General features: G+C 68.5%; 13 protein-coding genes and 1 CRISPR repeat array (1 of these 14 cut by a window edge). All 13 genes read right to left on the bottom strand.

All coding sequences use genetic code 11. The features are described from left to right. Positions 1-3,222: a CRISPR direct-repeat array (repeat unit 37 nt; unit sequence GTTGCGATCCTCGCCCGGTCCGTCGACCGGGCGCAGC); it reaches 851 nt to the left of the window's first position. A 126-nt stretch (positions 3,223-3,348) separates the two neighbouring features. Next, positions 3,349-3,639 (bottom strand): CRISPR-associated endonuclease Cas2, encoded by a 291-nt coding sequence (gene cas2, locus AB0F61_RS13925; protein ID WP_357808515.1) that lies wholly within the window; start codon positions 3,637-3,639, stop codon positions 3,349-3,351. A 1-nt stretch (position 3,640) separates the two neighbouring features. After that, a complete protein-coding gene (gene cas1c, locus AB0F61_RS13920; RefSeq protein ID WP_357808512.1) occupies positions 3,641-4,666 on the bottom strand; it encodes a type I-C CRISPR-associated endonuclease Cas1c in 1,026 nt (341 codons plus the stop codon). Next, positions 4,659-5,306 carry a CRISPR-associated protein Cas4 gene (gene cas4, locus AB0F61_RS13915; RefSeq protein WP_357808509.1) on the bottom strand — a complete coding sequence of 216 codons (648 nt, stop codon included), beginning with the start codon at positions 5,304-5,306 and terminating at the stop codon, positions 4,659-4,661. The genes cas1c and cas4 overlap by 8 nt, the downstream gene beginning before the upstream one ends. Further along, complete coding sequence (cas7c, locus tag AB0F61_RS13910) at positions 5,303-6,169, bottom strand: type I-C CRISPR-associated protein Cas7/Csd2 (RefSeq protein ID WP_357808506.1); 867 nt, start codon at positions 6,167-6,169, stop codon at positions 5,303-5,305. The genes cas4 and cas7c overlap by 4 nt, the downstream gene beginning before the upstream one ends. Beyond that, positions 6,166-7,992, bottom strand: coding sequence for a type I-C CRISPR-associated protein Cas8c/Csd1 (cas8c, locus tag AB0F61_RS13905; protein ID WP_357808502.1), 1,827 nt, complete (start codon positions 7,990-7,992; stop codon positions 6,166-6,168). The genes cas7c and cas8c overlap by 4 nt, the downstream gene beginning before the upstream one ends. Continuing rightward, positions 7,992-8,678, bottom strand: coding sequence for a type I-C CRISPR-associated protein Cas5c (gene cas5c / locus AB0F61_RS13900; RefSeq protein WP_357808581.1), 687 nt, complete (start codon positions 8,676-8,678; stop codon positions 7,992-7,994). The genes cas8c and cas5c overlap by 1 nt, the downstream gene beginning before the upstream one ends. Before the next feature lie 8 nt (positions 8,679-8,686). Then, the gene (gene cas3, locus AB0F61_RS13895; RefSeq protein WP_357808499.1) at positions 8,687-10,975 is read right to left on the bottom strand and encodes a CRISPR-associated helicase Cas3'; all 2,289 of its coding nucleotides are present in this window, start codon (positions 10,973-10,975) and stop codon (positions 8,687-8,689) included. A 768-nt stretch (positions 10,976-11,743) separates the two neighbouring features. Beyond that, positions 11,744-12,133, bottom strand: a complete 390-nt coding sequence (locus AB0F61_RS13890) for a hypothetical protein (RefSeq protein ID WP_357808496.1) — start codon at positions 12,131-12,133, stop codon at positions 11,744-11,746. A gap of 2,294 nt (positions 12,134-14,427) precedes the next feature. After that, on the bottom strand, positions 14,428-15,195 hold the full coding sequence (locus tag AB0F61_RS13885) for a thiopeptide-type bacteriocin biosynthesis protein (protein ID WP_357808493.1): 768 nt from the start codon (positions 15,193-15,195) through the stop codon (positions 14,428-14,430). Between the two features lie 25 nt (positions 15,196-15,220). Further along, on the bottom strand, positions 15,221-16,297 hold the full coding sequence (locus AB0F61_RS13880) for a lanthionine synthetase C family protein (RefSeq protein WP_357808490.1): 1,077 nt from the start codon (positions 16,295-16,297) through the stop codon (positions 15,221-15,223). Beyond that, positions 16,294-19,047: a lantibiotic dehydratase gene (locus AB0F61_RS13875; protein WP_357808577.1), complete on the bottom strand. Its 2,754-nt coding sequence runs from the start codon at positions 19,045-19,047 to the stop codon at positions 16,294-16,296. Before AB0F61_RS13875 ends, AB0F61_RS13880 begins: the two co-directional genes overlap by 4 nt. A 90-nt stretch (positions 19,048-19,137) precedes the next feature. Then, positions 19,138-19,302, bottom strand: coding sequence for an FxLD family lanthipeptide (locus AB0F61_RS13870; RefSeq protein ID WP_357808487.1), 165 nt, complete (start codon positions 19,300-19,302; stop codon positions 19,138-19,140). After that, entirely contained in the window at positions 19,302-20,558 is a 1,257-nt protein-coding gene (fxlM, locus tag AB0F61_RS13865) for a methyltransferase, FxLD system (RefSeq protein ID WP_357808484.1), read from the bottom strand. The genes AB0F61_RS13870 and fxlM overlap by 1 nt, the downstream gene beginning before the upstream one ends. Between the last annotated feature and the right edge of the window lie 717 nt (positions 20,559-21,275).

Genomic DNA, 21,275 nt, shown 5'->3' with positions numbered 1-21,275 from the left:
TGGTGGCGCGGTACGTGTTCGCGATGGCCCGCGTTGAGATCCTCGCCCGGTCCGAGGAGCAGTGCGCAGCGCCGAGCGAGATCCAGGCATTCCCTTTCGGACACCTTGTTGCGATCCTCGCCAGTCTGAGGACCAGGCGCAGCGAGGGCGGCAGTTTCGCCTACCGGACCAAACGCGAGTTGCGATCCTCGCCCGGTCCACCGACCGGGGCGCAGCGCCCAGTCCGGCAGGCCCAATGGCTTGAGGAAGCCGGTGTTGCGATCCTCGCCCGGTCCAGCGACCGGGCGCAGCTCCACGGAGCCGGCCCGTAGGAGCCCCACTGCTTGAAGTTGCGATCCTCGCCCGGTCCGTCGACCGGGCGCAGCCCGGTCGAGGTCCGCGACAGCGCCGGGGTGGTCGGGGTTGCGATCCTCGCCCGGTCCGTCGACCGGGCGCAGCGCGTGAGGCCAGCCGGCAGCTGGCCGCGAACTCGGAGTTGCGATCCTCGCCCGGTCCGTCGACCGGGCGCAGCTTTCATCATCGGGTTTCATGACCAGCACCGTGGCCGGGTTGCGATCCTCGCCCGGTCCGTCGACCGGGCGCAGCTTGCGTTTCTCGGCGTCCTTGCCGGACTTCGACTGCCAGTTGCGATCCTCGCCCGGTCCGTCGACCGGGCGCAGCCACCGACGTCGCCGACGCCGTGGTTGAAGCTGTGACGTTGCGATCCTCGCCCGGTCCGTCGACCGGGCGCAGCTGCGGCGGCGGCGTTGGCGTCACCGGCCAGGGCCTGGTTGCGATCCTCGCCCGGTCCGTCGACCGGGCGCAGCTGGGCGGCCGGGAGCGCGGGAAGTACGCGGCGGATCGTTGCGATCCTCGCCCGGTCCGTCGACCGGGCGCAGCCGGCACCACTCGACGCGGTCGTCGAGTGTGGCGATGTTGCGATCCTCGCCCGGTCCGTCGACCGGGCGCAGCCGCCTGATCGAGCGCCGCCGCGGCCAGGTCGTTCTTGTTGCGATCCTCGCCCGGTCCGTCGACCGGGCGCAGCACCTCGGGCGGGCTCTACATCGTGCAGCCGGAGGGGTAGTTGCGATCCTCGCCCGGTCCGTCGACCGGGCGCAGCAGGCGCGTAAGGCGGAGCTGTTCCCGCCGGAGCCGAAGTTGCGATCCTCGCCCGGTCCGTCGACCGGGCGCAGCGCGCCCTCAGTGGTGCGGGTGATCGTCGAGCCGGGGTTGCGATCCTCGCCCGGTCCGTCGACAGGGCGCAGCCCGCTCGGACACGTGCAGCCGGCCGTCGTAGGCGCGGTTGCGATCCTCGCCCGGTCCGTCGACCGGGCGCAGCTCGCCGTACGTGGGTCGATCGCCCGGCGCACCGTTATGTTGCGATCCTCGCCCGGTCCGTCGACCGGGCGCAGCCGGTCGTCTCGGTGTTGTCGTAGACGCCGCTGCAGGTGTTGCGATCCTCGCCCGGTCCGTCGACCGGGCGCAGCTGGTCGACGCCGTGCAGCGTCACCCCCAAATAGCCGGAGTTGCGATCCTCGCCCGGTCCGTCGACCGGGCGCAGCTCCCACAGGCTGCCGGTGTTCGCGTCGCGCAGTGGGTTGCGATCCTCGCCCGGTCCGTCGACCGGGCGCAGCGATGGTGTTGGCGAGCTGCGTGACCTGGTTGTTGAAGTTGCGATCCTCGCCCGGTCCGTCGACCGGGCGCAGCGCTCCGCGAGCAGCGGGCAAGCACCTGGGAGCAGATGTTGCGATCCTCGCCCGGTCCGTCGACCGGGCGCAGCACGCGGTGTTCGGGAAGTAGGTGAACCAGCGCATGCCGTTGCGATCCTCGCCCGGTCCGTCGACCGGGCGCAGCAACGAGGTGGCGGTGCCGGGGGTGGGGTCGGTGCGGTTGCGATCCTCGCCCGGTCCGTCGACCGGGCGCAGCCCCCCACCGCCATGCAGTTCTCCTGCCGCGGGGTCGGGTTGCGATCCTCGCCCGGTCCGTCGACCGGGCGCAGCTGGACGCGGTCCTTCTCGAACTCCTCCGGGGCGTAGTTGCGATCCTCGCCCGGTCCGTCGACCGGGCGCAGCCGCCTCCGCGGCGACCTTCTCCGTCTCCGACATTTGCGTTGCGATCCTCGCCCGGTCCGTCGACCGGGCGCAGCCACCAAGGATCCGAAGCCGAAGCCGACCAAGGAGCCGTTGCGATCCTCGCCCGGTCCGTCGACCGGGCGCAGCAATTCCACCGGGCGTTTGTCGACATCTACCGGCACCAGTTGCGATCCTCGCCCGGTCCGTCGACCGGGCGCAGCGCGGCCGTGATCGCCGCTGGCCTGATCTTTGACGCGTTGCGATCCTCGCCCGGTCCGTCGACCGGGCGCAGCCCGGCCGGCAGCGGGCCGATCATGCGCCCGGGTTTGTTGCGATCCTCGCCCGGTCCGTCGACCGGGCGCAGCTCGTACGGGTGTGGGAACACCGGGGACTCCAGCGGGAGTTGCGATCCTCGCCCGGTCCGTCGACCGGGCGCAGCCCACCGGCCGTGACGTCACCCGCAGGGGTGCGCGGTGTTGCGATCCTCGCCCGGTCCGTCGACCGGGCGCAGCCGGGGCCGGGGTGGTGTCGTCGTCCTGGTGCTCGTGTTGCGATCCTCGCCCGGTCCGTCGACCGGGCGCAGCGCCCACGCCGGGGACGCTGACGAGATCCGGGCGCAGGTTGCGATCCTCGCCCGGTCCGTCGACCGGGCGCAGCAATGCCCCGGGCCGCTCTCCATCGATGGCGTGGACCCGGTTGCGATCCTCGCCCGGTCCGTCGACCGGGCGCAGCGAGTTACCCGCTTCACCGTGGCGGCAAGCTCAGCCCGTGTTGCGATCCTCGCCCGGTCCGTCGACCGGGCGCAGCTGGCGTTGTGGCCGGCGGTTTAGGCGCCGAGCCGAAGTTGCGATCCTCGCCCGGTCCGTCGACCGGGCGCAGCGCCGTCGCCCGCAGGGAAGAGCGCATGCGCGAAGAGGTTGCGATCCTCGCCCGGTCCGTCGACCGGGCGCAGCGACAAGACCCGCGGCGGCATCTACGCCGGCGCCCAGTTGCGATCCTCGCCCGGTCCGTCGACCGGGCGCAGCATGTCAGACGTTGAGCAGGACCCACGGGTGGTCAAGGTTGCGATCCTCGCCCGGTCCGTCGACCGGGCGCAGCCGTCTGGCCGACGTCAGCCCACGTGAGGGCGGTGGTGTTGCGATCCTCGCCCGGTCCGTCGACCGGGCGCAGCAGCTTGAGAGCAGCCAATATTCTGGTTCATCACTATCTAGGCACTCCCGGCAGCGCTAGATAAGTCCAAATTGATACGCTTTACTAGTTGGGAACGTCAGGCTCTCTCGGTGGTCACTGGGGGTTCCTAGATCACGAACCGGCCGCGGGGGTCGACGTGTCGTGGCAGCCCCAGGTGTTCGACGTTGTCGAGCGCGTTGGCCGGGAGGCGATAGATGCGGATGCTGTCGCGGGCGGGATCGATGGCATCTTGCAGGGCTGCGATGAGTTTTACCTTGTCGGTGTCGCGGCAGACGACCTCGAAGACGGATTTCTGGACGCGGTGTCCGTATGCTTCGCAGATTTTGGCGACTTTCCTCAGCCGCCTCTGGCCTGCTGGGGTGATGGTCTCGACGTCGTAGGTGATGAGGATGTCCACGTCAGTTGACTGTCCAGGGGCGGTAGGTGGCGAGGTCTCCGCGGAGGTGCCGGGCGAGCAGACGTGCTTGCACGAGCGGGAGAACGGCGCCTTCTATCTCGCGGTTGAGTTGGGCGTGTGGCCAGGCTCGTCGTCGTGCGGTCTGCCAGGCGTTGAGGGTGTTTTTTCGGCCGGTTTCGGTGAGCCGGTATGCGCCGTTGGGGAGTAGTTCGAAGTCGTCGGCGGAGAGTTCTCGTCGGTTGAGCAGGGTGAAGGCGAGTCGGTCGGCGAGGAGGGGGCGGAACTCTTCCATCAGGTCGAGTGCGAGTGCCGGCTTGGCAGGTCGGGTGGCGTGGAGGAACCCGATGTAGGGGTCGAGGCCGACGTGTTCGAGTGCGCCGTGTACGGCGACTCGGAGCATGCCGTACAAGAACGACAGGAGGCAGTTGACGGGGTCGGTGGGTGGTCTTTTGGTTCGGCCGGTGCCGCGCCATTGCTTGTCGGTGACGAGGTATGGCAGGGCGGCGAAGTAGTCGTGTGCGGCGATGCCTTCGGTGCCGAGCACGCTGTCGATGTTCTCGGCGCTCTTGAGCAGTGCCAGTCGTTGGGCGATGAGTTCCGCTGATGCTCGAAGCGCGATCTGCCGGTGACCGGATGTGTCGCGGCCGGCGCGGAGCAGGACTTGGCGGGAGTTGTGTATCTTGCCGGCGACCATGGCTTTGGCGATCTTGATCCGGTGGTCGTGGTTGTCGACGGCGCGGTGCTGGGCTTGTCGCAGGAGTGGGTTGCCGCTGGTGGGGCCGGCGACGCGGGCTCTGAATCGGCCCATGCCGGTGAGCCAGCTGACGGATCGGCCGTCGTCGGCGCAGCGCAGCAGCAGGTCGTCGGTGATGGTCACGCCGGCGAAGAGGACCAGGTGGTCGACTCGGCTCAGGGGCAGCAGGCGTCGTCCGGTCTGTTCTGGGTGGTAGACGCGGACGGTGTCACCGTCGAGGTGCAGGCTGGTCCCGGGTGTTTGTACGTAGAGGGTGTTGAGTAGTTCAGTCACGCCACTGTCCCAACGGCCTTGGGGTGAAGAGGTCGGCTGCCGGTCGGGTCTGCCGACCGTCGGTCATGTCGGGTAGGCAGTCGTCGCGCAGTGAGCACTTGCGGCATCGGGTGTCGTTGCGTGCCGCTGGTAGGTGTGGGGACGCGAGGAGACGCCGGATGGCTTCGGTCGCTTGCACTACCCGGTGCAGGAGGTCGGGGCTGATGGTGACCGGGTGGCGGCGGCGTTCGGCGACGGAGTAGATGTATCCGAGGGGCACGTCGAATCCGGCTTCGAGGAGGCAGAGGGCCTGACCGGCGAGTTGGAGGTCAGCGGGCCCGTCTGGCTGGTAGCGGCCGACTTTGTATTCGACTGGGGTGGCGGTGGTGCCCGCGAATTCAACCACGTCGCAGATGCCTCGGAGGCCGTACACGACGCTGCCGACGGGTAGGGAGCGGACGGTGGTGAGGCCTGCCCGCCGGGTCAGGCCGGGCAGGTCCACCAGTCGATGGCTCAGATCGCCGCGTACGGTTTGGGCGCTGTCACCCCAGATGCCCTCGACGTGAATGAGCGCGGTCTGTCGGTGGCAGTAGGCGTAGTGCTCGAGTGCGGAGAGCGGGATCTCGGCGAGGGTGCCGTCGCCATCGGTCGTCGGGGTCACGGCCAGAGATTCACCAGTGGGGTGAACTCGATACCCTCGGGCAGGTTGTCGGTGGCGAGGGTCAGTTGGTAGTCCAGGTGGTGCCGGGCAGGCTTTTCCGTGTTGGTGCGGCTGAGGGATACGCGTTCGGTGAGGCTGGCCGCCGGTGCGACGCCGAGGGCGTCGGGGTGGCTGAAGACGTACAGGCCGCAGAGTTTCATCTCGCCGCGGGTGGCGGAGCGATCGTGGTCGAACATCAGGGTGATCGCCCGCCAGAAGACGGCGAGGTCGTCAGCGGTGACGCCGGTCTTGCCGGCGCGGGGGGCGGAGTAGAAGATGCGGGCTTGGTAGAGGCCGTAGGGCACGGTCCATTTCGAGCCCATCTCGGTCCGCTCACCCTTGTCGATGTCATCCTGGCGGGTTTGGGTGACCCGGGTGATGGCATGATCGGTGGGGAGAACCGCGTCGACGCTGCGGGCGAAGGTGAGCTGCACCGGACCGCGTACCTGTCCGGCACCGCCCTTGGTGGTGCCGGTGCTGAGGACGGCGCCGAACATACGGATGTCGAAGTAGTGCTCGCAGAGCCACCGCTGTGCCTCGTCGGCGCGACCGGGGTTGGCTTTGAGGCCTTCCTCGATACGGGTGTTCAGTGCGTGGCCGGCCTCGACGAAGATCCCAAACTTTGGGTCGTCGCCGCGCATCAGGGCGACGGTGTCGCGGATCTTGCGTTTGATGGCGACGTCGGTGACCAGTCCCTGGCCCGTCTCGTCGTCGGTGCGCGGCTGGTTACCACCGTCAGGGTCGCCGTTGGGGTTGCCGTCGGTGACGTCGAACAGGAGCACGGCGTCGTGGCGGCGGGCCGGGTCGAGGTGGGTGTCGCTCATTCGGCGTCTCCTTCGGTGGTGGACTGGTCGTCCGAGGCGGGTGGCAGGTCGGTGTTCTTCTTCTTGGCGGCGGCCTCGATGCGCTCGGCGCGCATGGCGGCGCGTTGCTGGTGGAAGCCGAGGACGAACTGGGCCTTCTGCGCCAGGACGGCGGTGCTCGGGATCGAGTCCCGGCTCGTGTCGATCTGGGCGAAGATGTCGTCGAGTCGGTTCGCGTATGCCCTGGCCCAGCCCGGTTTGCGGAGCGGTCCACGTAGGCGGCGCAACCAAGCGGTCGAGGTCCGCTGCCCGTTGACCAGGACGACTCTCGGGTTGGTGATGGCGCGACCCATGTACCGCTCGGCGAAGGTGGTGTTCAGCGGCTGGTTCGCCGCGCGGAAAACCGTCTGCTGGAGGTCATCGAGAACGGCGAAGGCCCGGCCGGACAAGTAAGCGGGGTCGTGGTTGTCCAAGTTCAACGTGGGGGTCAGCCTTTCAGACTCGTCGGTTCGGTCCGGCCGGCGGCGCAGGCCGAGCCGGATCAGGGCCGCGCGTGCCGGATCGACCCGGCCGTCGGTGCGGATTCGGTTGAGCACGTGGGTGAGCAGTCGCGGCGGCAGCGGGCTGTGGAGTAGCGCGGCCCGCAGCAGCGCGTGTTGCAGGCCGGTCGGGCGGTCCTCGCCCCTGGCGCCGAGTTTGACCCAACTGCCGGGGGCGCCACCTCGCCCGACCTGCCACCGGCCCGAAGCGCGGACCAGCTGGGTCAGCCGGACCTGGGTGACCTCACCGGACCAGTCGGCGATCTCGTGATCGTCGATCCATGAGCGGATGTGGTTCTTGACCCGGGGCAGCGGCATTTCCACCCAGTCGCGGATCACGACCCGGGCGACGTTGCCGCCGACGGTCACCGAGCAGAAGGTGGACAGGTCATCGTCGCCGGGATCGATGCCGTCGTGGGGGGTGGTGAGCAGGGCGCGGGCGTCGTCGAGGTCCGGGGCGTCCAGCGGGGCCATGGGGTCGAAGCGGGAGCCGCCGACCAGCCACCAGGCCAGACGGGCGTTCTGCCCGGGTAGCGCGGTGCTATGCCGTTCATCGGAGAGCACCGCCGTCAACGACGACATGAACGTCAGACCGCACGTGACACAGATTGGCGTGTGGGCCAGAAGTTTCGTCAGCTCATAGCCGTGGGACGCCTCGTTGACACTCACCAGCGAGGCGCTCTGGGTGGCGCCGGGCAGCCACCGCCGCGGAATCTGCTGCGGGATCGTCTTGAGCAGGTCGCGGACCTGGCCACAGACCAGGCAGTAACCTGCCCGGCCGAGGCCCTTACGCCCGGCGGCGACGCCCGCCCAGTACCGCTGCGCTGATTCGTGTTCGGTAGCGATCTGCCCGTCGACGACGAAAGCCACCACGTCGGCGCGGCTCCACGTCTGATCGGTGACGACCTTCGGCGCGTGACCGCCAGCGTAGAAGGCGGCGATGGCGGAAGCTGGGCCATCCGGCTCCGCGGCAGCCCAGTCCCGTATCAGCTCCTGGAACGCGGTGTGCTGCTTGGCCACCCGGTCGGCTTTGCCGTCCTCGGCGACCCAGCCCAGCACATATTCAACGGTGTCGGCAGCCAGCGTCGGCGCGACCCCCACGGTACGGGTGACGTTCGGCATCCACCGCTCGATCCCGAAGCGCTGCCCGGGTTTCCCCGGATCCGCGAAATCGACCAACTCGGCGTTGGCGGGCGTGCCGTCAGCGGCGATGTAGAGCAGGAACCGCACCGGCTTCCTGGCGTAGAACGGCGGAGTCACTTCGCCACTGGACTCCGCGTACTCGACGAGCCGCTGCAGCAACATCAGACTCCCCCGCCCGGAAGGGCGAGTTCCATCCCCCGCTGCGGCACGTACAGAACCCCGGCCTGCACCCGGGCAGAGAACCACTCCATCCGAGGAATGCCGCCACCGTCGCGGTGAATCGAGTGCAGCATGATGCCGATGTCCTCATGCAGATCGTGCTGGCGCTTGACCGTGTCGTCCGGCCAACTGAACTCCGCGCTGAACTCCCGCGTACCCAGGTAGGGGCGCTGGAAGCAGGCACCCCGGCGGACCCGGCGGCGCAACTGATCCCGGTACGCCGAAGCGGGCTTGTCCGCGTGCGGAGCCGGCACCATGTGCGCGTGGATGCGGTAGGCCACGTCCCGCAGGCACACGGCGTTACGTTGATCGCGATGCGCCACCGTGTCCACCCGGCGGGCGCCCTTGATCGCCTCCGCCAGCGGTGCCACGTCCGTGGTCTCGTTGCGACGGATCGTGAACTGCCGAATCGGGAGGAGCACCTCGATCGCGACGATCTCGTAGCGAAACTCGGGCTTCCAGTAGATCGACTCCAGCACGCCCACCGCGGCGGGAGGGGTTATGACCGGGTAGCTCACCCGCTCCACCTTCAGCTCCGGGCGGGAGAACAGGGCCGCCTCGCCGACTACCTGAACCACCACGGGCAGATCACCCTCGCGGCTCCGCCGCAGGGTCACCCCGTCGATCACATCCGTCGTCACTGCACGAACTCCTCGAATCTCGGGTCGAAGGTGATGCCAGTTGCCTCGTCGTATACGCCGATCCACTCCACCAGCCCGCCCACCTGCACGTCATCGCCGAGGATCGGCCGCATGTACGCCGTCACCTCCGGTTTATGGCGAACACCGCTGTGCACGGTGGTGGTGTAGGGCTGAAGCTGACGCAGATCATGCAGGTCCGGCACCGGCGCAGCGCGGATTTTTTCAATCAGGTCGACGAGCGCAGCGGACTCCGCGTCCGTCAACGCACCTTGCGGGGTCACCACCGAGATGCCCTCGTCACGAATGAGCCGGAACGCCCGCTCGTGATCACGACGACGGCCGTTCACATCGATCAGCGGGCCATCAGCAACGGTTTGGAACGCCCACTGCTCACGGGCCTGCTGGATGCGCTGACCAATGTGTTTTGGGTCCTTCAGATTCAGCGCTTCATAGACCCGACGGTAGTAGTCCGACAACGCCGACGTGTCATCCGGATCCGCCACGTCGGGCCCGAAGCAGGTCTTCGCCACACCGACCAGCTCCTTGTACGCCGCAGGCTGCCCACCGTCTGACGGAGCGAAGATGACGACCCGTCCACACTCCAAGCGCCCTTCCCGATTGGCCCGACCGGCGGCCTGTAGCAACGAATCAGCCGGTGCCATCGCCCGATACACAAGCGGAAAGTCCAGGTCCACGCCCGCTTCCACCAGCTGCGTCGCCGCCAGAAGCACTCGCTCACCGGCACGTAACCGCCGGATCACCACCTCCAGCACCTGCCGCCGATGCGCCGGACACATCCGCGTCGACAGATGCCAGGCGACATCACCGAAGCCTTCCTCCTGCCACCGCTCATATACCGTCCGCGCATCCGCTGTCGTGTTCACCACCACCATCGCCGACCCGCCACCGACACCGCTGCCAGCCGACCCGCTGGCCTCATCAGCGATGTGACCCAGGGTCAGACCTGCATCCAGCCGCCACTCGTACGACACACGCCGCATCTTCTCGTTCAGCACCGACACTTCCGAGACCAACTCGAACCGGTCCAGGTCCGCGAAGGTCTGCAACGCCCAGAATTCAGGCTGGGTAGCCGACGACAGCAGGACCGTCGTCCCGAAGTGCTCCACCAGCAGACGCAGGCCGCTCAGGATCGGTACGAGCATGTCGTGCGGCAGCGCCTGAATCTCGTCCAGCACGATCACCGACCCCGCTAGCCGATGCACCCGCCGCATCGCCGACGGCTTACGGGCGTAGAGGGACTCGAACAGACGCACAAACGTCGTCACCACGAACGGCGCGTCCCAGTTCTCCGCGGCCTGACGCGCCCAAGGCCCAGCCTCGGGAGCATCGAAATCCACCTGGCTGTGATGCTCCAACACCACCGGCTCCGCACCATCCTCATTGAGCATCCGCCGGTAGACATCGGCGTTCTGCTCGGTGATGGTCAAGAACGGCACCGCGACGATCACCCGACGCAGATCATGCCGCTGCGCGTGACGCAGCCCGAAGCCAGCCGCGGCAAGAGTCTTCCCGACCCCAGTCGGCGCGTGTAGCCGGAACATCCCGGTAGGCCGCTCCGCAGCGGCGAGAGCCTCCGCGTAGACCTGCTCCCGTAGCCCATCGATCGGCGACGGCGGACGCTGCGCGAGTGATTCTGTTCGCCGGCGTTCGAACAGGGCGAACAGGTGGGCGAAGTCGGCGTCCGGGCGCACCCTCGGAGCGGCGAGCTGATGGTGGTGCGCGTGAGTGTCCAGCCCGTCGGCATCAACCAGAGCGCTGTAACACAGCCGCAGCGCCATCTCCCCCACCAGCGGATCCTGTTGCCAACGCTCAGGCAACGCTGCACTCAGGTCGGCGGGCAGTTCCGGCAACAGACGGGACAGGGCGGCCTCCGCCGACGCCACGTTCCGCGGGTTATCCCTCAACGCGGCCATCGACTTCTTCTTGAAATCGCCCTGGTCCAGGAGGCCGCCATGGTGCCCAAAGATGCCAACAGCGAACCGGCCTAGGCCACGGTCCCACGCGACTCGCGTGCCGAGCGCCTTGTGGTCGATGCCGACTTGCCCGCCCTGAGTGGCAACCTTTGACAACCGCTCCTGCCACGCATCACTGGCCTTGCCGCAGTCATGGAGCAAGCCCAGCCAGTACGCCAAGTCGCCGCCACCAAAGGGGGCCGCGAAACGTCGCGCAAGGGTGGCCGTACCACGCAGGTGGTCCTCAAGAGAGTGCCACACCTCGGTACCGGGAGCAGGGCTATGCGCCCACAACGGAGCCTCGCCGCTCACACGCAGTCCCCAAACTGATTACAAGATGGCTTCAACACGGGCCTATCCAGCCACCCCGCTTCAACGGAGTCAATGTCACGTTCGCGATCTGTCGGATATTTACCTGAGCGCCGCGGGTTGATGACTTACCCCCAACCCGCGGCTACCTCGGTGCCAGCACCGAACTCTGGCACGACAACAGAGTTGCGACCCTCGGCTCAACGCGACCACGCCAGCCGCAGTCCCCTCCCGGGGCCTCTACAACCATCAGCGGCATCATAGCGGCCCTCCGTCTGGCAAGTTCTCTGTCGTCGTCAACAGAATTGGGTGTTGGCGCGACTACCGAGGGTTGCACCGATGCAGCCGGCGTGCAACCATGGCAGCGCTTACGCCGATGACCGGCGACTGTGCTGGCCTGACCGTCCGTGCTCTGAGGCTTAGAAATGAGCTGGCGCGCTATCGCATGGCGGGCTTCCGCGATGACCGCTTCCCGAGATTCGAGGAGAGTAGATGAGTGTCGGCCAGTCGCCCTCGAACTGCCGGGACCCAAATGATGAGGAGCCTGATTCCCGACTCTCCTTACGGTGGACGGTCATCCTCACCATAAGTGCGGCCAGCGGAATAGTGGTCGGCACCGTGGAAGGGCTACCGGCCGGAATCCTTGCGTTCCTGACTGCCCTTGGGCTCCTTTCCCAAATCGTTCGCAAACGGTGAGCAACGTTGGACAGCGATAGGCTTGAGCCGTCGCACCAGCTCGCAGATCTCCGCAATCACCTTCACGAACACGGCTTAGCGTTCGGCCAACCAGTTGGGGATCCTCGCCGGCCCGGTCCGGGAACCAGGCGCAGCACCGATGACGGGGAGCACGTCCAGGACCTCCATCGCGCGGTTGCCATCCACGCCTGGTCCAGGGACCGGCGCAGCCAGGGTCCACAGCACCTTGTTCGCGATGGTGAACGCGTTGCGACCCTCGCCCGGTCCGAAGAACCGGGCGCAGCCACGGCACGGGCGCGTGTCGCGGCCGGTGCCCTCGTTGCGATCCTCGCCCGGGCCGAGGACCGGGCGCAGCGTCACCGACACCCGCATCGCGACGGCGCAGGACTTCGAGTTGCGATCCTCGCCCGGTCCGAAGACCGGGCGCAGCTCATGTCGTACGGCGCGAGTCCGTCGGTTGCTCAAGTTGCCCGTCGCCCGGTCCGGGGACCGGGCGCAGCGTGCTGGCCTTGGGCCTGTCCGGGATCCCGGACGCGGTGTTGCGATCCTCGCCCGATCCGGGGACCGGGCGCAGCGCACCGACGATCGCGCGGATGGATGACACCGGTCCGCCGTTGCGATCCTCGCCCGGTCCGGCGACCGGGCGCAGCCAGCGACCGTGCCTCGGACACCCGCAGCAGCCCAGAGTTGCGATCCTCGCCCGGTCCGGGACCGGGCGCAGCAGTCTGCGTCAGGTCAAATCTAGATTTACTTTGCGATCGTTGCGATCCTCGCCCGGTCCGGGGACCGGGCGCAGCTGCCGACCGCGGTCAGGATGCCCTCAAGCCCCTTGCCGTTGCGATCCTCGCCCGGTCCGGGGACCGGGCGCAGCGACGTCGTTCGGGATGCCGCCGCTCGGCCGCTCCTCGTTGCGATCCTCGCCCGGTCCGGGGACCGGGCGCAGCTGACCTCCGGGCGGCAGATCCAGATCCGCAACGCCGCGTTGCGATCCTCGCCCGGTCCGGGGACCGGGCGCAGCGCGCGCAGTGCCCGCCGGGCGCGATCCGGTGTGAGATGTTGCGATCCTCGCCCGGTCCGGGGACCGGGCGCAGCTACACGGGCGCCCGGTTCTGGCAGGCCGCGTCGAGGTTGCGATCCTCGTCCGGTCCGGGGACCGGGCGCAGCCGGTCAGCGTGGTCGCCGCACCGTTGACGTACACCTGGTTGCGATCCTCGCCCGGTCCGGGGACCGGGCGCAGCGTCTGCGAAGAAATGAACGCGACAATCGGCAAGCTGTTGCGATCCTCGCCCGGTCCGGGGACCGGGCGCAGCCCATCATCGCGAGCTGGCCGGAGCCGCCGCACGGCTGGTTGCGATCCTCGCCCGGTCCGGGGACCGGGCGCAGCCGATGCCGTCGGGGTCGGTGTCCAGGTCCTCGGTCCCGTTGCGATCCTCGCCCGGTCCGGGGACCGGGCGCAGCGGTCGCGCCGGCGGCCGCCAGGGCGGCCAGCGCGCGGGGTTGCGATCCTCGCCCGGTCCGGGGACCGGGCGCAGCATGTCGAAGCGCATTCCTCCCGCCCTGGCTGCCGGGGTGTTGCGATCCTCGCCCGGTCCGGGGACCGGGCGCAGCTGACCCCGTAAACGACGGTGGGCCTCCACGCCCGCGTTGCGATCCTCGCCCGGTCCGGGGACCGGGCGCAGCGTACGGATACGACAGTGTTGGTGACGCCAAGGGCCAGTTACGATCCTCGCCCGGTCCGGGGACCGGGCGCAGCCCCGCCCCGACTGGTGGTCACTCCCGTTCGACTGGGTGTTGCGATCCTCGCCCGGTCCGGGGACCGGGCGCAGGCTATACCGCTGGAACTTCCCTTGGAGGGTGTAGGCGTTGCGATCCTCGCCCGGTCCGGGGACCGGGCGCAGCAATATCCAGCGGAGACAAAGCCACCGGACTACTCTGTTGCGATCCTCGCCCGGTCCGGGGACCGGGCGCAGGCACACCAGGTCGGGCGGTAGTCCGGCGCGGGCGACGTTGCGATCCTCGCCCGGTCCGGGGACCGGGCGCAGGTAGGACTGCTCGCTGCCGACCTTGCCGGTGTAGCGTTGCGATCCTCGCCCGGTCCGGGGACCGGGCGCAGCATGCGGCTGATCGTTGACGGCACCGTGCCGGTCGCCGTTGCGATCCTCGCCCGGTCCGGGGACCGGGCGCAGGCCTCGGTTTGGGTTGTTGGGGTTCGCGCGTCCGTGGTTGCGATCCTCGCCCGGTCCGGGGACCGGGCGCAGACGTACGCCGACCGAATTCGACCAGCGGCGCCCTTGTTGCGATCCTCGCCCGGTCCGGGGACCGGGCGCAGAGTTGCTCAACAGCATAGATTCATCAACTTCGAGCATCATCAGACGCCCTCTTGGCCGAAATTCACCAGATCGCCCGATTTCTAAGTTCGGAACCCCACGCTCAACCGATGATTACCAGAGGTTCCTAGATCATCTGCTGCCCGGGTGCCACCGTGGGCAACTCGACGGCGCCACCGATACCCGCCCTCGCGTTCCGCCGTCCTGAACGATGCCCGTTTCCCGGTCCAGAGCGATGGCCATGCGCCGCCAGCTCAACGCACCCGGGTAATAAGTCATCTCGAGGGAGCCACCACGCTATTCCCCGCGCCGAGGCAGGCGAGGACGCGAACGAAATCCGTCGCCAAGAGCGGATCGTGATCGCGATGTGGGTCAGGTCTCGGGCACAGCGAGCAGGGAGTTCAGCACGACCACACCATCGGCTGTCGGGTATTACGGAGATAGGTCGTCGAAGATTGCTTCTTTGGCGGCACGCGCGAGGGTGGCTTGGCCGCTCGCGCGGATTCCGAGGCGGTTCATGTGAAAGATCACGTGCAACGCGGCGATTCCGCGGATTCCACGTGTGAGCTTGCCCGACTCACGGAGGGCGCGCAGTGCCTGCCCGGCATCTTCAAAGGCCCTCAGCCAGTCGCTGGCGATGCCGCCCGCGCGAGGTGAGCCGAGCAGGAGGCGGCGGACGTCGGCTGTGAGATCAGTCCATGCTCGAAGGTCCTGGGTGGGTGCTGGGGTTATCAACGTGCCGCGCTGAACAGCGATCCTGGCCCAGATGTCGCCTTGCTCGTTGATGTCGAGGCCGGCGGCGCGCATGAGCGCAGTACACAGGATGAGCGCGTGTTCCCGCCGGTCGTCGGGGTTGTCGCTGAGGTAATCCAGGAGGTGGCGGCTGTCGTGGTGGAAAAGGACGTGGGCGGCGCTCATGCTGGCAGCGCCACCGAAGGCGTGGATCTCCGGTTCGTAGATGTCGGTGGTCCAGTTCACGGTGTCGGTGAGCAGTGGGCGCACCGGGTCACCGGCGGACTTGGCGGGGAGGTAGCGGATCCGCCACGGGCCCTTGCGGATGAACCACCACGAGGTGATGAGGCCCTCGGCCTCAGCGGCCGGTAACACGCGGGTGAGGTGTTCGACGGCTTGCACTTCCCGTTGCCTGGAGTCTGGGCCGGGATAGGCAACGTTCAACTGCTTCCAGGCATTCTGTTCCATGACTGCCGTCCGGTCGATTGGTGGGTTAGCAGAGGAGCAGGCAGGCGTCCCACGAGGTCTTCGTGGTTCCGATCGCAGCCAGGGCGGCGCCGGACGTCCCGTCGAGGAAGCCTGCGAGTTCGTCGGTCGCCTCTGGTGCCTGCTGGTGGAGACGTTGCAGTGGCGCGAGGGGTATGGGTGTGCAGGCGTCGGCGGCGATGCGGCGTGCGGTTGTGAGGAGTCCGGCGGTTCCGTGGCACAGGCTGCGGTCGGTGAGTTGGCCGACCTGGGTCGGGTCGTTCAGGCAGGCGACGATCGCGCTCTCGGCCAGGCGTTGGCGTGTGGCGTCGCCGAGGGCAAGCGCGGTGAGTTGTTGCGCGCGGGCGAGGCCGGGGGTGCCGTAGCACCAGGACGGCCGCAGCGGTCCGCGTTGGCTTAAGTCACCACGGTCAAGGTCGTCGAGCGTGATGGTCTGGGGCCACCATGGTCCGGTGTTGGTGTGGCGTTGCCAGGTATCGAGCCACTGGCAGATGCGGTTGATTGCCTGGGTGTGTCCGTCGACGGTTGTGCCGTCGCGGAGGGTCAGCGCTAGGAGTGCGAGTGGGCCGGTGATGCCGTGGGCGATGCCGTGGTTGCTGTGGCCTCCTGCGGACCCTGCCTCGGTGCGACTGGCTCCGTGTGGGCACCACCAGCCGGGGAGTTCGCCGATGGGTTCGGTGAGTCGTACGAGGTAGGTCAGTACCTCGCGGAGGAGGTCGAGGTCCCCGACGCGACGCAGGACGACGCCGATGCCGGTCAGGCCGCGGATGAGGTCAAATTCGGCGTACGCGGGCTGTTGCCGTTGGTCGATGCGGCGGTGTGCGGTGCGCAGCCGACGGCGCGCCACCGTGGCGGTCCCGGCTGCGGCGACGGCTCGGGCCCGGGTGAGCGCGGGGTGGTCGGATGCGGCGAGGACAAAAGCGAGCGCGGGTACGCCGTAGTAGAGGCTGGCGTTGTCGGTGGCGTTGACGCCGTCGGCGGTTGCCTGCTCGAGCGCGGTGTACGCCGCGTTCCATCTGCCGGTTTCGAGGTGCCGGAGGGCGATGCCGACTGCCCCGTCGGCAAGTGACTGTCCTGCGTTCATGGCACGCCGCGGATAAGGGTCGTGCGGGCGACGGCCCGGGCGAGGCGCAGACAGTGCTGCTCGGATGCGAGGTCGACGCCGATCATGCGGGCGTGGTGCAGGTGCAGCAGGTCGGCCAGCACCTGGTCCGGGTCGAGGCCGTCTCGGTCGACGAGTGTCCGGTAGGCGGTCAGCGCCGTGGTCAGGTCGTCGTCTCCGTGGGGTCGGCGAACGTGGCTGAGCTGGGTCGGGTCCAGGCGCGGACCACTGCGGTGCGGGACATGTTCGGTTATCCAGCGTCGGCCGTCGCCGGTGAAGCCGTCAGCAATGATGATCATGCTGGAGGCTGTGGTGGCGTGCCGGTCGCCGGTCAGGTTCGCGAGGACGACGCGGGAGTCGGCAGCGAACACGGCTTCGGCTGCGGCGAGGGTAGGCCCTGTGCCGTGGCGTGTCTCGGGCCGGTAGGTAGCCAGGCTGTAGTCAGCCAGCAGGCCCTGCTCGTCGAGCCGCTCAGCCCATGCGGCAACGTCGCGGGCAACGTTGGCGAACTGATTGGCGCCACTGAGTGGTATGCGTAGCCGCAGGTGGGGTTCTGGAGCGGGATAGCGCAGGAACCACCAGCCAGCCGGCAACACGTCGGGGCGTTTCGACAGGTCAGCGAGGATGTGCTCGCTTCGGCCGGTGAGGCGGGCGTCCAGCCAGAGCGATTGGCCAGGTCGGTGCTGCACGGTGCTGGCAGGCCGCGCCGGTCGAGGAAGCAGCTCATCGCGCTGCGGGGTACGGGTCAGGGTGAGCAGGAGTTCGGCGGGTCTACCGTCGATCCAGCCGGCCCGTCCCGGTGCCTCGGTGAGTGTGGCGCTTCTGTGCCGGTCGAGGTGGCTGCGCAACATCGCCAGGTGGGCCGTATCGTCCAGGTCGAGGCGTAGCCGTGCGTCACCGCTGCCAAGGAGTACGCCCGCGGGTAGCCGGTGCTGTTCACGGTGCCGCTGCCAGGCCGCCCGCCACTGGTGCCACGTCGCATCACGCCCGGGCAGTACCCCTGCGGTGATGATCCAGCGGGCCGGGTGCAGGATCGACCGGCCTCGTCGTACGCGTGGCAGGAACGGCAGACCGTGGCAGCGGCCCCAGTCGAACGGGACGCACGGTGCGGTCCACGCGATGGGGATCTCCGTCAGGAACCGGATGAGCGGCTGCTGGAGCGTCGGTAACAGCAGGCAGTTGAGCAGCATGGGCTCGACCGGACGGCCTGTCGTACGCGACATGAGCCAGAGCCGCTGACCGTCACCTGCGACGGCCAAGTCCGCTAGCGTCCACCGCGGTTCGGGGTGGAAGTCGCCGACGGGCAGGACGGGCAGCAGCTCGGGAGCGCGGGCGAGGGCGGCCAACCGGCCGCCCAGTGGAGGGCCAGATATCTGTACCACGTCCGCGCCGGGCAGGGCTGTTGGCAGGTGGGTGTAGACGTCCGAGAACAGCGCGAGCTCGGATGGGGTGAACAGGTGAAGAAACCGGGCCGCTGCGGTGCCCGCGTGGCGGGCGCCGCTGATGACCGTCAGCAAGAAGTCGCCTCGGTCGAGGTCGTGGAGCGTGTCCGCGGCAAGGGTGAACTGAAGTTCGGTGTGCGGGACCGAAGGCCGATCGTCGTCGCCGCGCAGTTGGTCGACGAGCTTGGCGTCGAGCATCACCTCGGTGCAGTTCTGCAGGGCCGCCCGCTGGGCAAGCTCCGTGAGGAGGACATCGCGGGCAGTCAGTCCCGCCGGGTCGCGGCGGGGCGAGCTGCGGTAGCCGGCGGGAAATCCCAGGACGCGTAGGACGTCGCGCAGCGGTACGGCCGCGCCTGGTCCCCAGCGTTCGATGAACGCGGAGTGGTAGGCAGCCCAGCCCGATAGGCGCGGTGCCACACTGACGAGTGCTGCCGCGGCCTCGCACGCCTCGTGAACCACGACCGGTGACAGCGTTACGGAGCAGTCGACGCGCAGATCAACCTGGACACGCTCGCCGGGGTCAGGCAGGTCGATGTGCTGAGAGAGGTAGGCGGCTGGGTCGGTCACGGTTACTGGTGGACGGATCTCGGACACGAGGACGCCGGCGGCAACGAGCGCGGCAACGAGCCGCTCGGCGCCGTCTGGCAGGTTCGTGTCGGTCCGCTCGACAATCCGGACCGCCAGGTCGGCGAACGCGATTGGTGAGCTGGCAAGCTGCATCGCCCGTCGTATCGGGTCCGTGAGGTCGATTTCCACGTCACTGATCCGGTCACCGTCGCTGTGGCCGCAGGGCACTACCCACGTACCGCCGCGCGGGTACCCGATCGGGTTCGTGACGACCCTGACCGAACGGAGCACGTGCAGGTTCCGTTCCGCCTGGGCTGCATGCTCGGCGATGAACAGGCCATCGGGACGCCTCGTCTCCCGGTGCGCCGCACCCCAGCGGACTGCTGCGCGGGGGCCAAGCTGCACGGGAGCTACTCCGGCGAATCGACCGAACGGCGTCGCGCGCGTCGTCCACCTCAGGAGGTATCGGGCTGTCGCCTCCACCACGCGGCGCAGTCTCGGCCCGGTCACGGCATGGTCGGCAAGTACGCGGGCGATCTGGTCGGTCAGCTGTGGCGCAGCCTCGGTAACGGCAGCGGCGAACCCTGGTAGCGACCAGGCCTTCTGCAGCCACTCCCGCCATTGTTCTGGTTGCTCGACGGTCAGGTCGGGCCACCTCGGCAGCGTCAGATCGGGAGGGTAGGACGCTGCCCTGATCAGGGCTGCACCCGTCGCTTGGTACATCACGCGCTCCTGAAACCGGCGGGGCAAAGGAGGAGAGATGAGGGTGGGGCCCGACCTCGTGAGGTCGGACCCCACCGCGCGGCATCGCTGTTACTTGCCGCCGCCGGAGCAGGCGTTCGAGCCGGTGTTGCCGGAGCCGCAACCGTCGTCGGTGGCGGTCGCGTACGCGCTCAACGCCGGCCCGGCGTCGACCAGCCGGAGGTTAAGCTCGCCCTCCACGTGTTCCGGGCCCACCTCGTACTCGTCGAGCTCCATCAGGACTCCCTTCCCTCACTGGTAAAGGCCAGGACGATGCGGCTGTGCCGCTTGTCCACAGCCGTCCCGGCCGGCAAGTCGCCGTCGGGGGTCTGCGCGGGCACGACGCGCAGCGCCGGCGCGGGACAGCCGGCGCTCACCCAGGCCCGCATGTGCTCAACCACTCGCCCCGCTGCGGCAGCCGCCGCGGAGGTGTCAGGGCCGTGGGCGTACGCACCCAGATCGAACGCGTCGCCGGTCCACCGCAGCTCCGACCGGTAGGCGAACGTGCCGTCCTCGAGCAGGACAGCAGGCGTCCCGAACCGCCACGACGGCGCCACGACGCCGGACGAGATGGCCGCATCCTGCGCGGTCAGCACCACGAACTCCTGTCCTGCGGCGGCGATGCGAGTCGCAAGCCACAGGTCCAGGTCAGCCAGCACGGTGGGTGGTGGCAGGCTTACTCCGGCCCATGCCTCCTGCCGGGGCGTCTCGAGAAGGCTGTCGAGTCCCTGAGAGGGGATCTGCTGGCCCTCATCGAGGCGCAGGTGTACCCCGTCGGCCATGTCGACGTACTGCACGTCGTACGCTCCGTCGCCCTGTACCGGCACGAACCCGCACTGCCGCTCGCTCACGCTGACCAGGCCGACACCGGCACGGCGTAGCGCCCACGACCGCGTCATCCCGAACGTGCGCAGCGGCACCACCAGGACACCGATGTCGGTGAGCTGCTCGCGCCACGCTGGCGGGATGTCCCACGCGCCAGCGGTGACGATGACCAGGTCATAGCGGCGGCCGGGCTCGACCGGATGCTCGGCATCGGCGCACACGACCTTGACATCGTCGTAGCCCGCCGTCGTGAGGCACGCGACGGCCCGGTCCGTCACGTCCGGGTCGATGTCCACGGTGGTCACGGAGCCGGCCGCGCCGACAAGTTCCCGCAGCAGCGAGGCGTTGTAGCCGCCGCTACCGATCTCCAGCACGTGACGGCCCCTCAGACCGCCCAGCGCATCAGCCGCCTGGCCGAGCATCTCCGCAATGAGGAACGGCGCCGAGACGGAGCTGATGTTCTCCTCACCGCGCCGCTTCGTGATGACCGCCCTGTTCTCGTACGCCTCCCGAACAGGAAGTCCTGGCGTGAACAGCTCGCGAGGTACCGTCCGCATCGCCGCCTCCACCTCAGGCCGCAGCGTCAAGCCCTTGTCGGCATGATCAGTCGCCAGCTGATCGACCATCGCTTGGCGCAAGCTCTCGCTGTTTATCGTCTCGACGCTCATGAACGTCCCCTTCGACGTGTTCGAGCCGCTACGGCTTGCGGCGGCTCCTGTGCTTGGAACGAACAACCGGGGCTAGAGCACCGAGCCCGTCTCGCTCATGGCCGACGGTCGGGAGGTAGGTAAGCCTCCGTGTAACGCGCAGAGCTCACGAATCCGACGTCATCACTGCGTGCGCTCAGACTCTCCCAGCGCGCTGCGGCTGGGAATGCCGACTTGTGGTCCGACCTTGTGTACCGACCTTCGGTCCGACGTAACGCCGAGCTGTGTAAACCTCCGCGAGAGTTCACCTACCGCTCGTCACCGTGCTGGGCTGAGCGCAAGCGCGTACGCGTCGGGGCAGTTGACATGCACCGTGACGGTGGGGCGATGTTGCGGCATCGCCCGACTACTGATCCTTGGCAACACGTTGTATTCGCCTGCATGCGGGAGACAGCCACAGGAAGTCAGAGGTGGATCTAAGACGCGAGGCAATGGGCGGCCCTGACACCCGGCGCCACACGTTGGCTCTACCCGAAGGGCTTTGCCTGGCCCCAAGACCGACGACAGCCCATCGCTCTCTGCCGATCGAGCGTCTCGCTCGGCTGGGCTGGCCGTGTCAGGCCGAAGCACGCGACTGCCCGAATGTCCAAGCCGGCAGGAGTTGCGGTCTCAGCGATGGGCCGCTTCAGTGCGGGGTCGAACGCGGGCTTGCGCTGGAACGGCACGCTGAAGCCCTTC

Source organism: Micromonospora sp. NPDC023888, assembly GCF_040639415.1.
In the GTDB taxonomy this organism is placed as follows: Bacteria; Actinomycetota; Actinomycetes; order Mycobacteriales; family Micromonosporaceae; genus Micromonospora.
The sequence above is the reverse complement of the archived record's forward strand: the minus strand, read 5'-3'. Positions and strand labels throughout refer to the sequence as shown.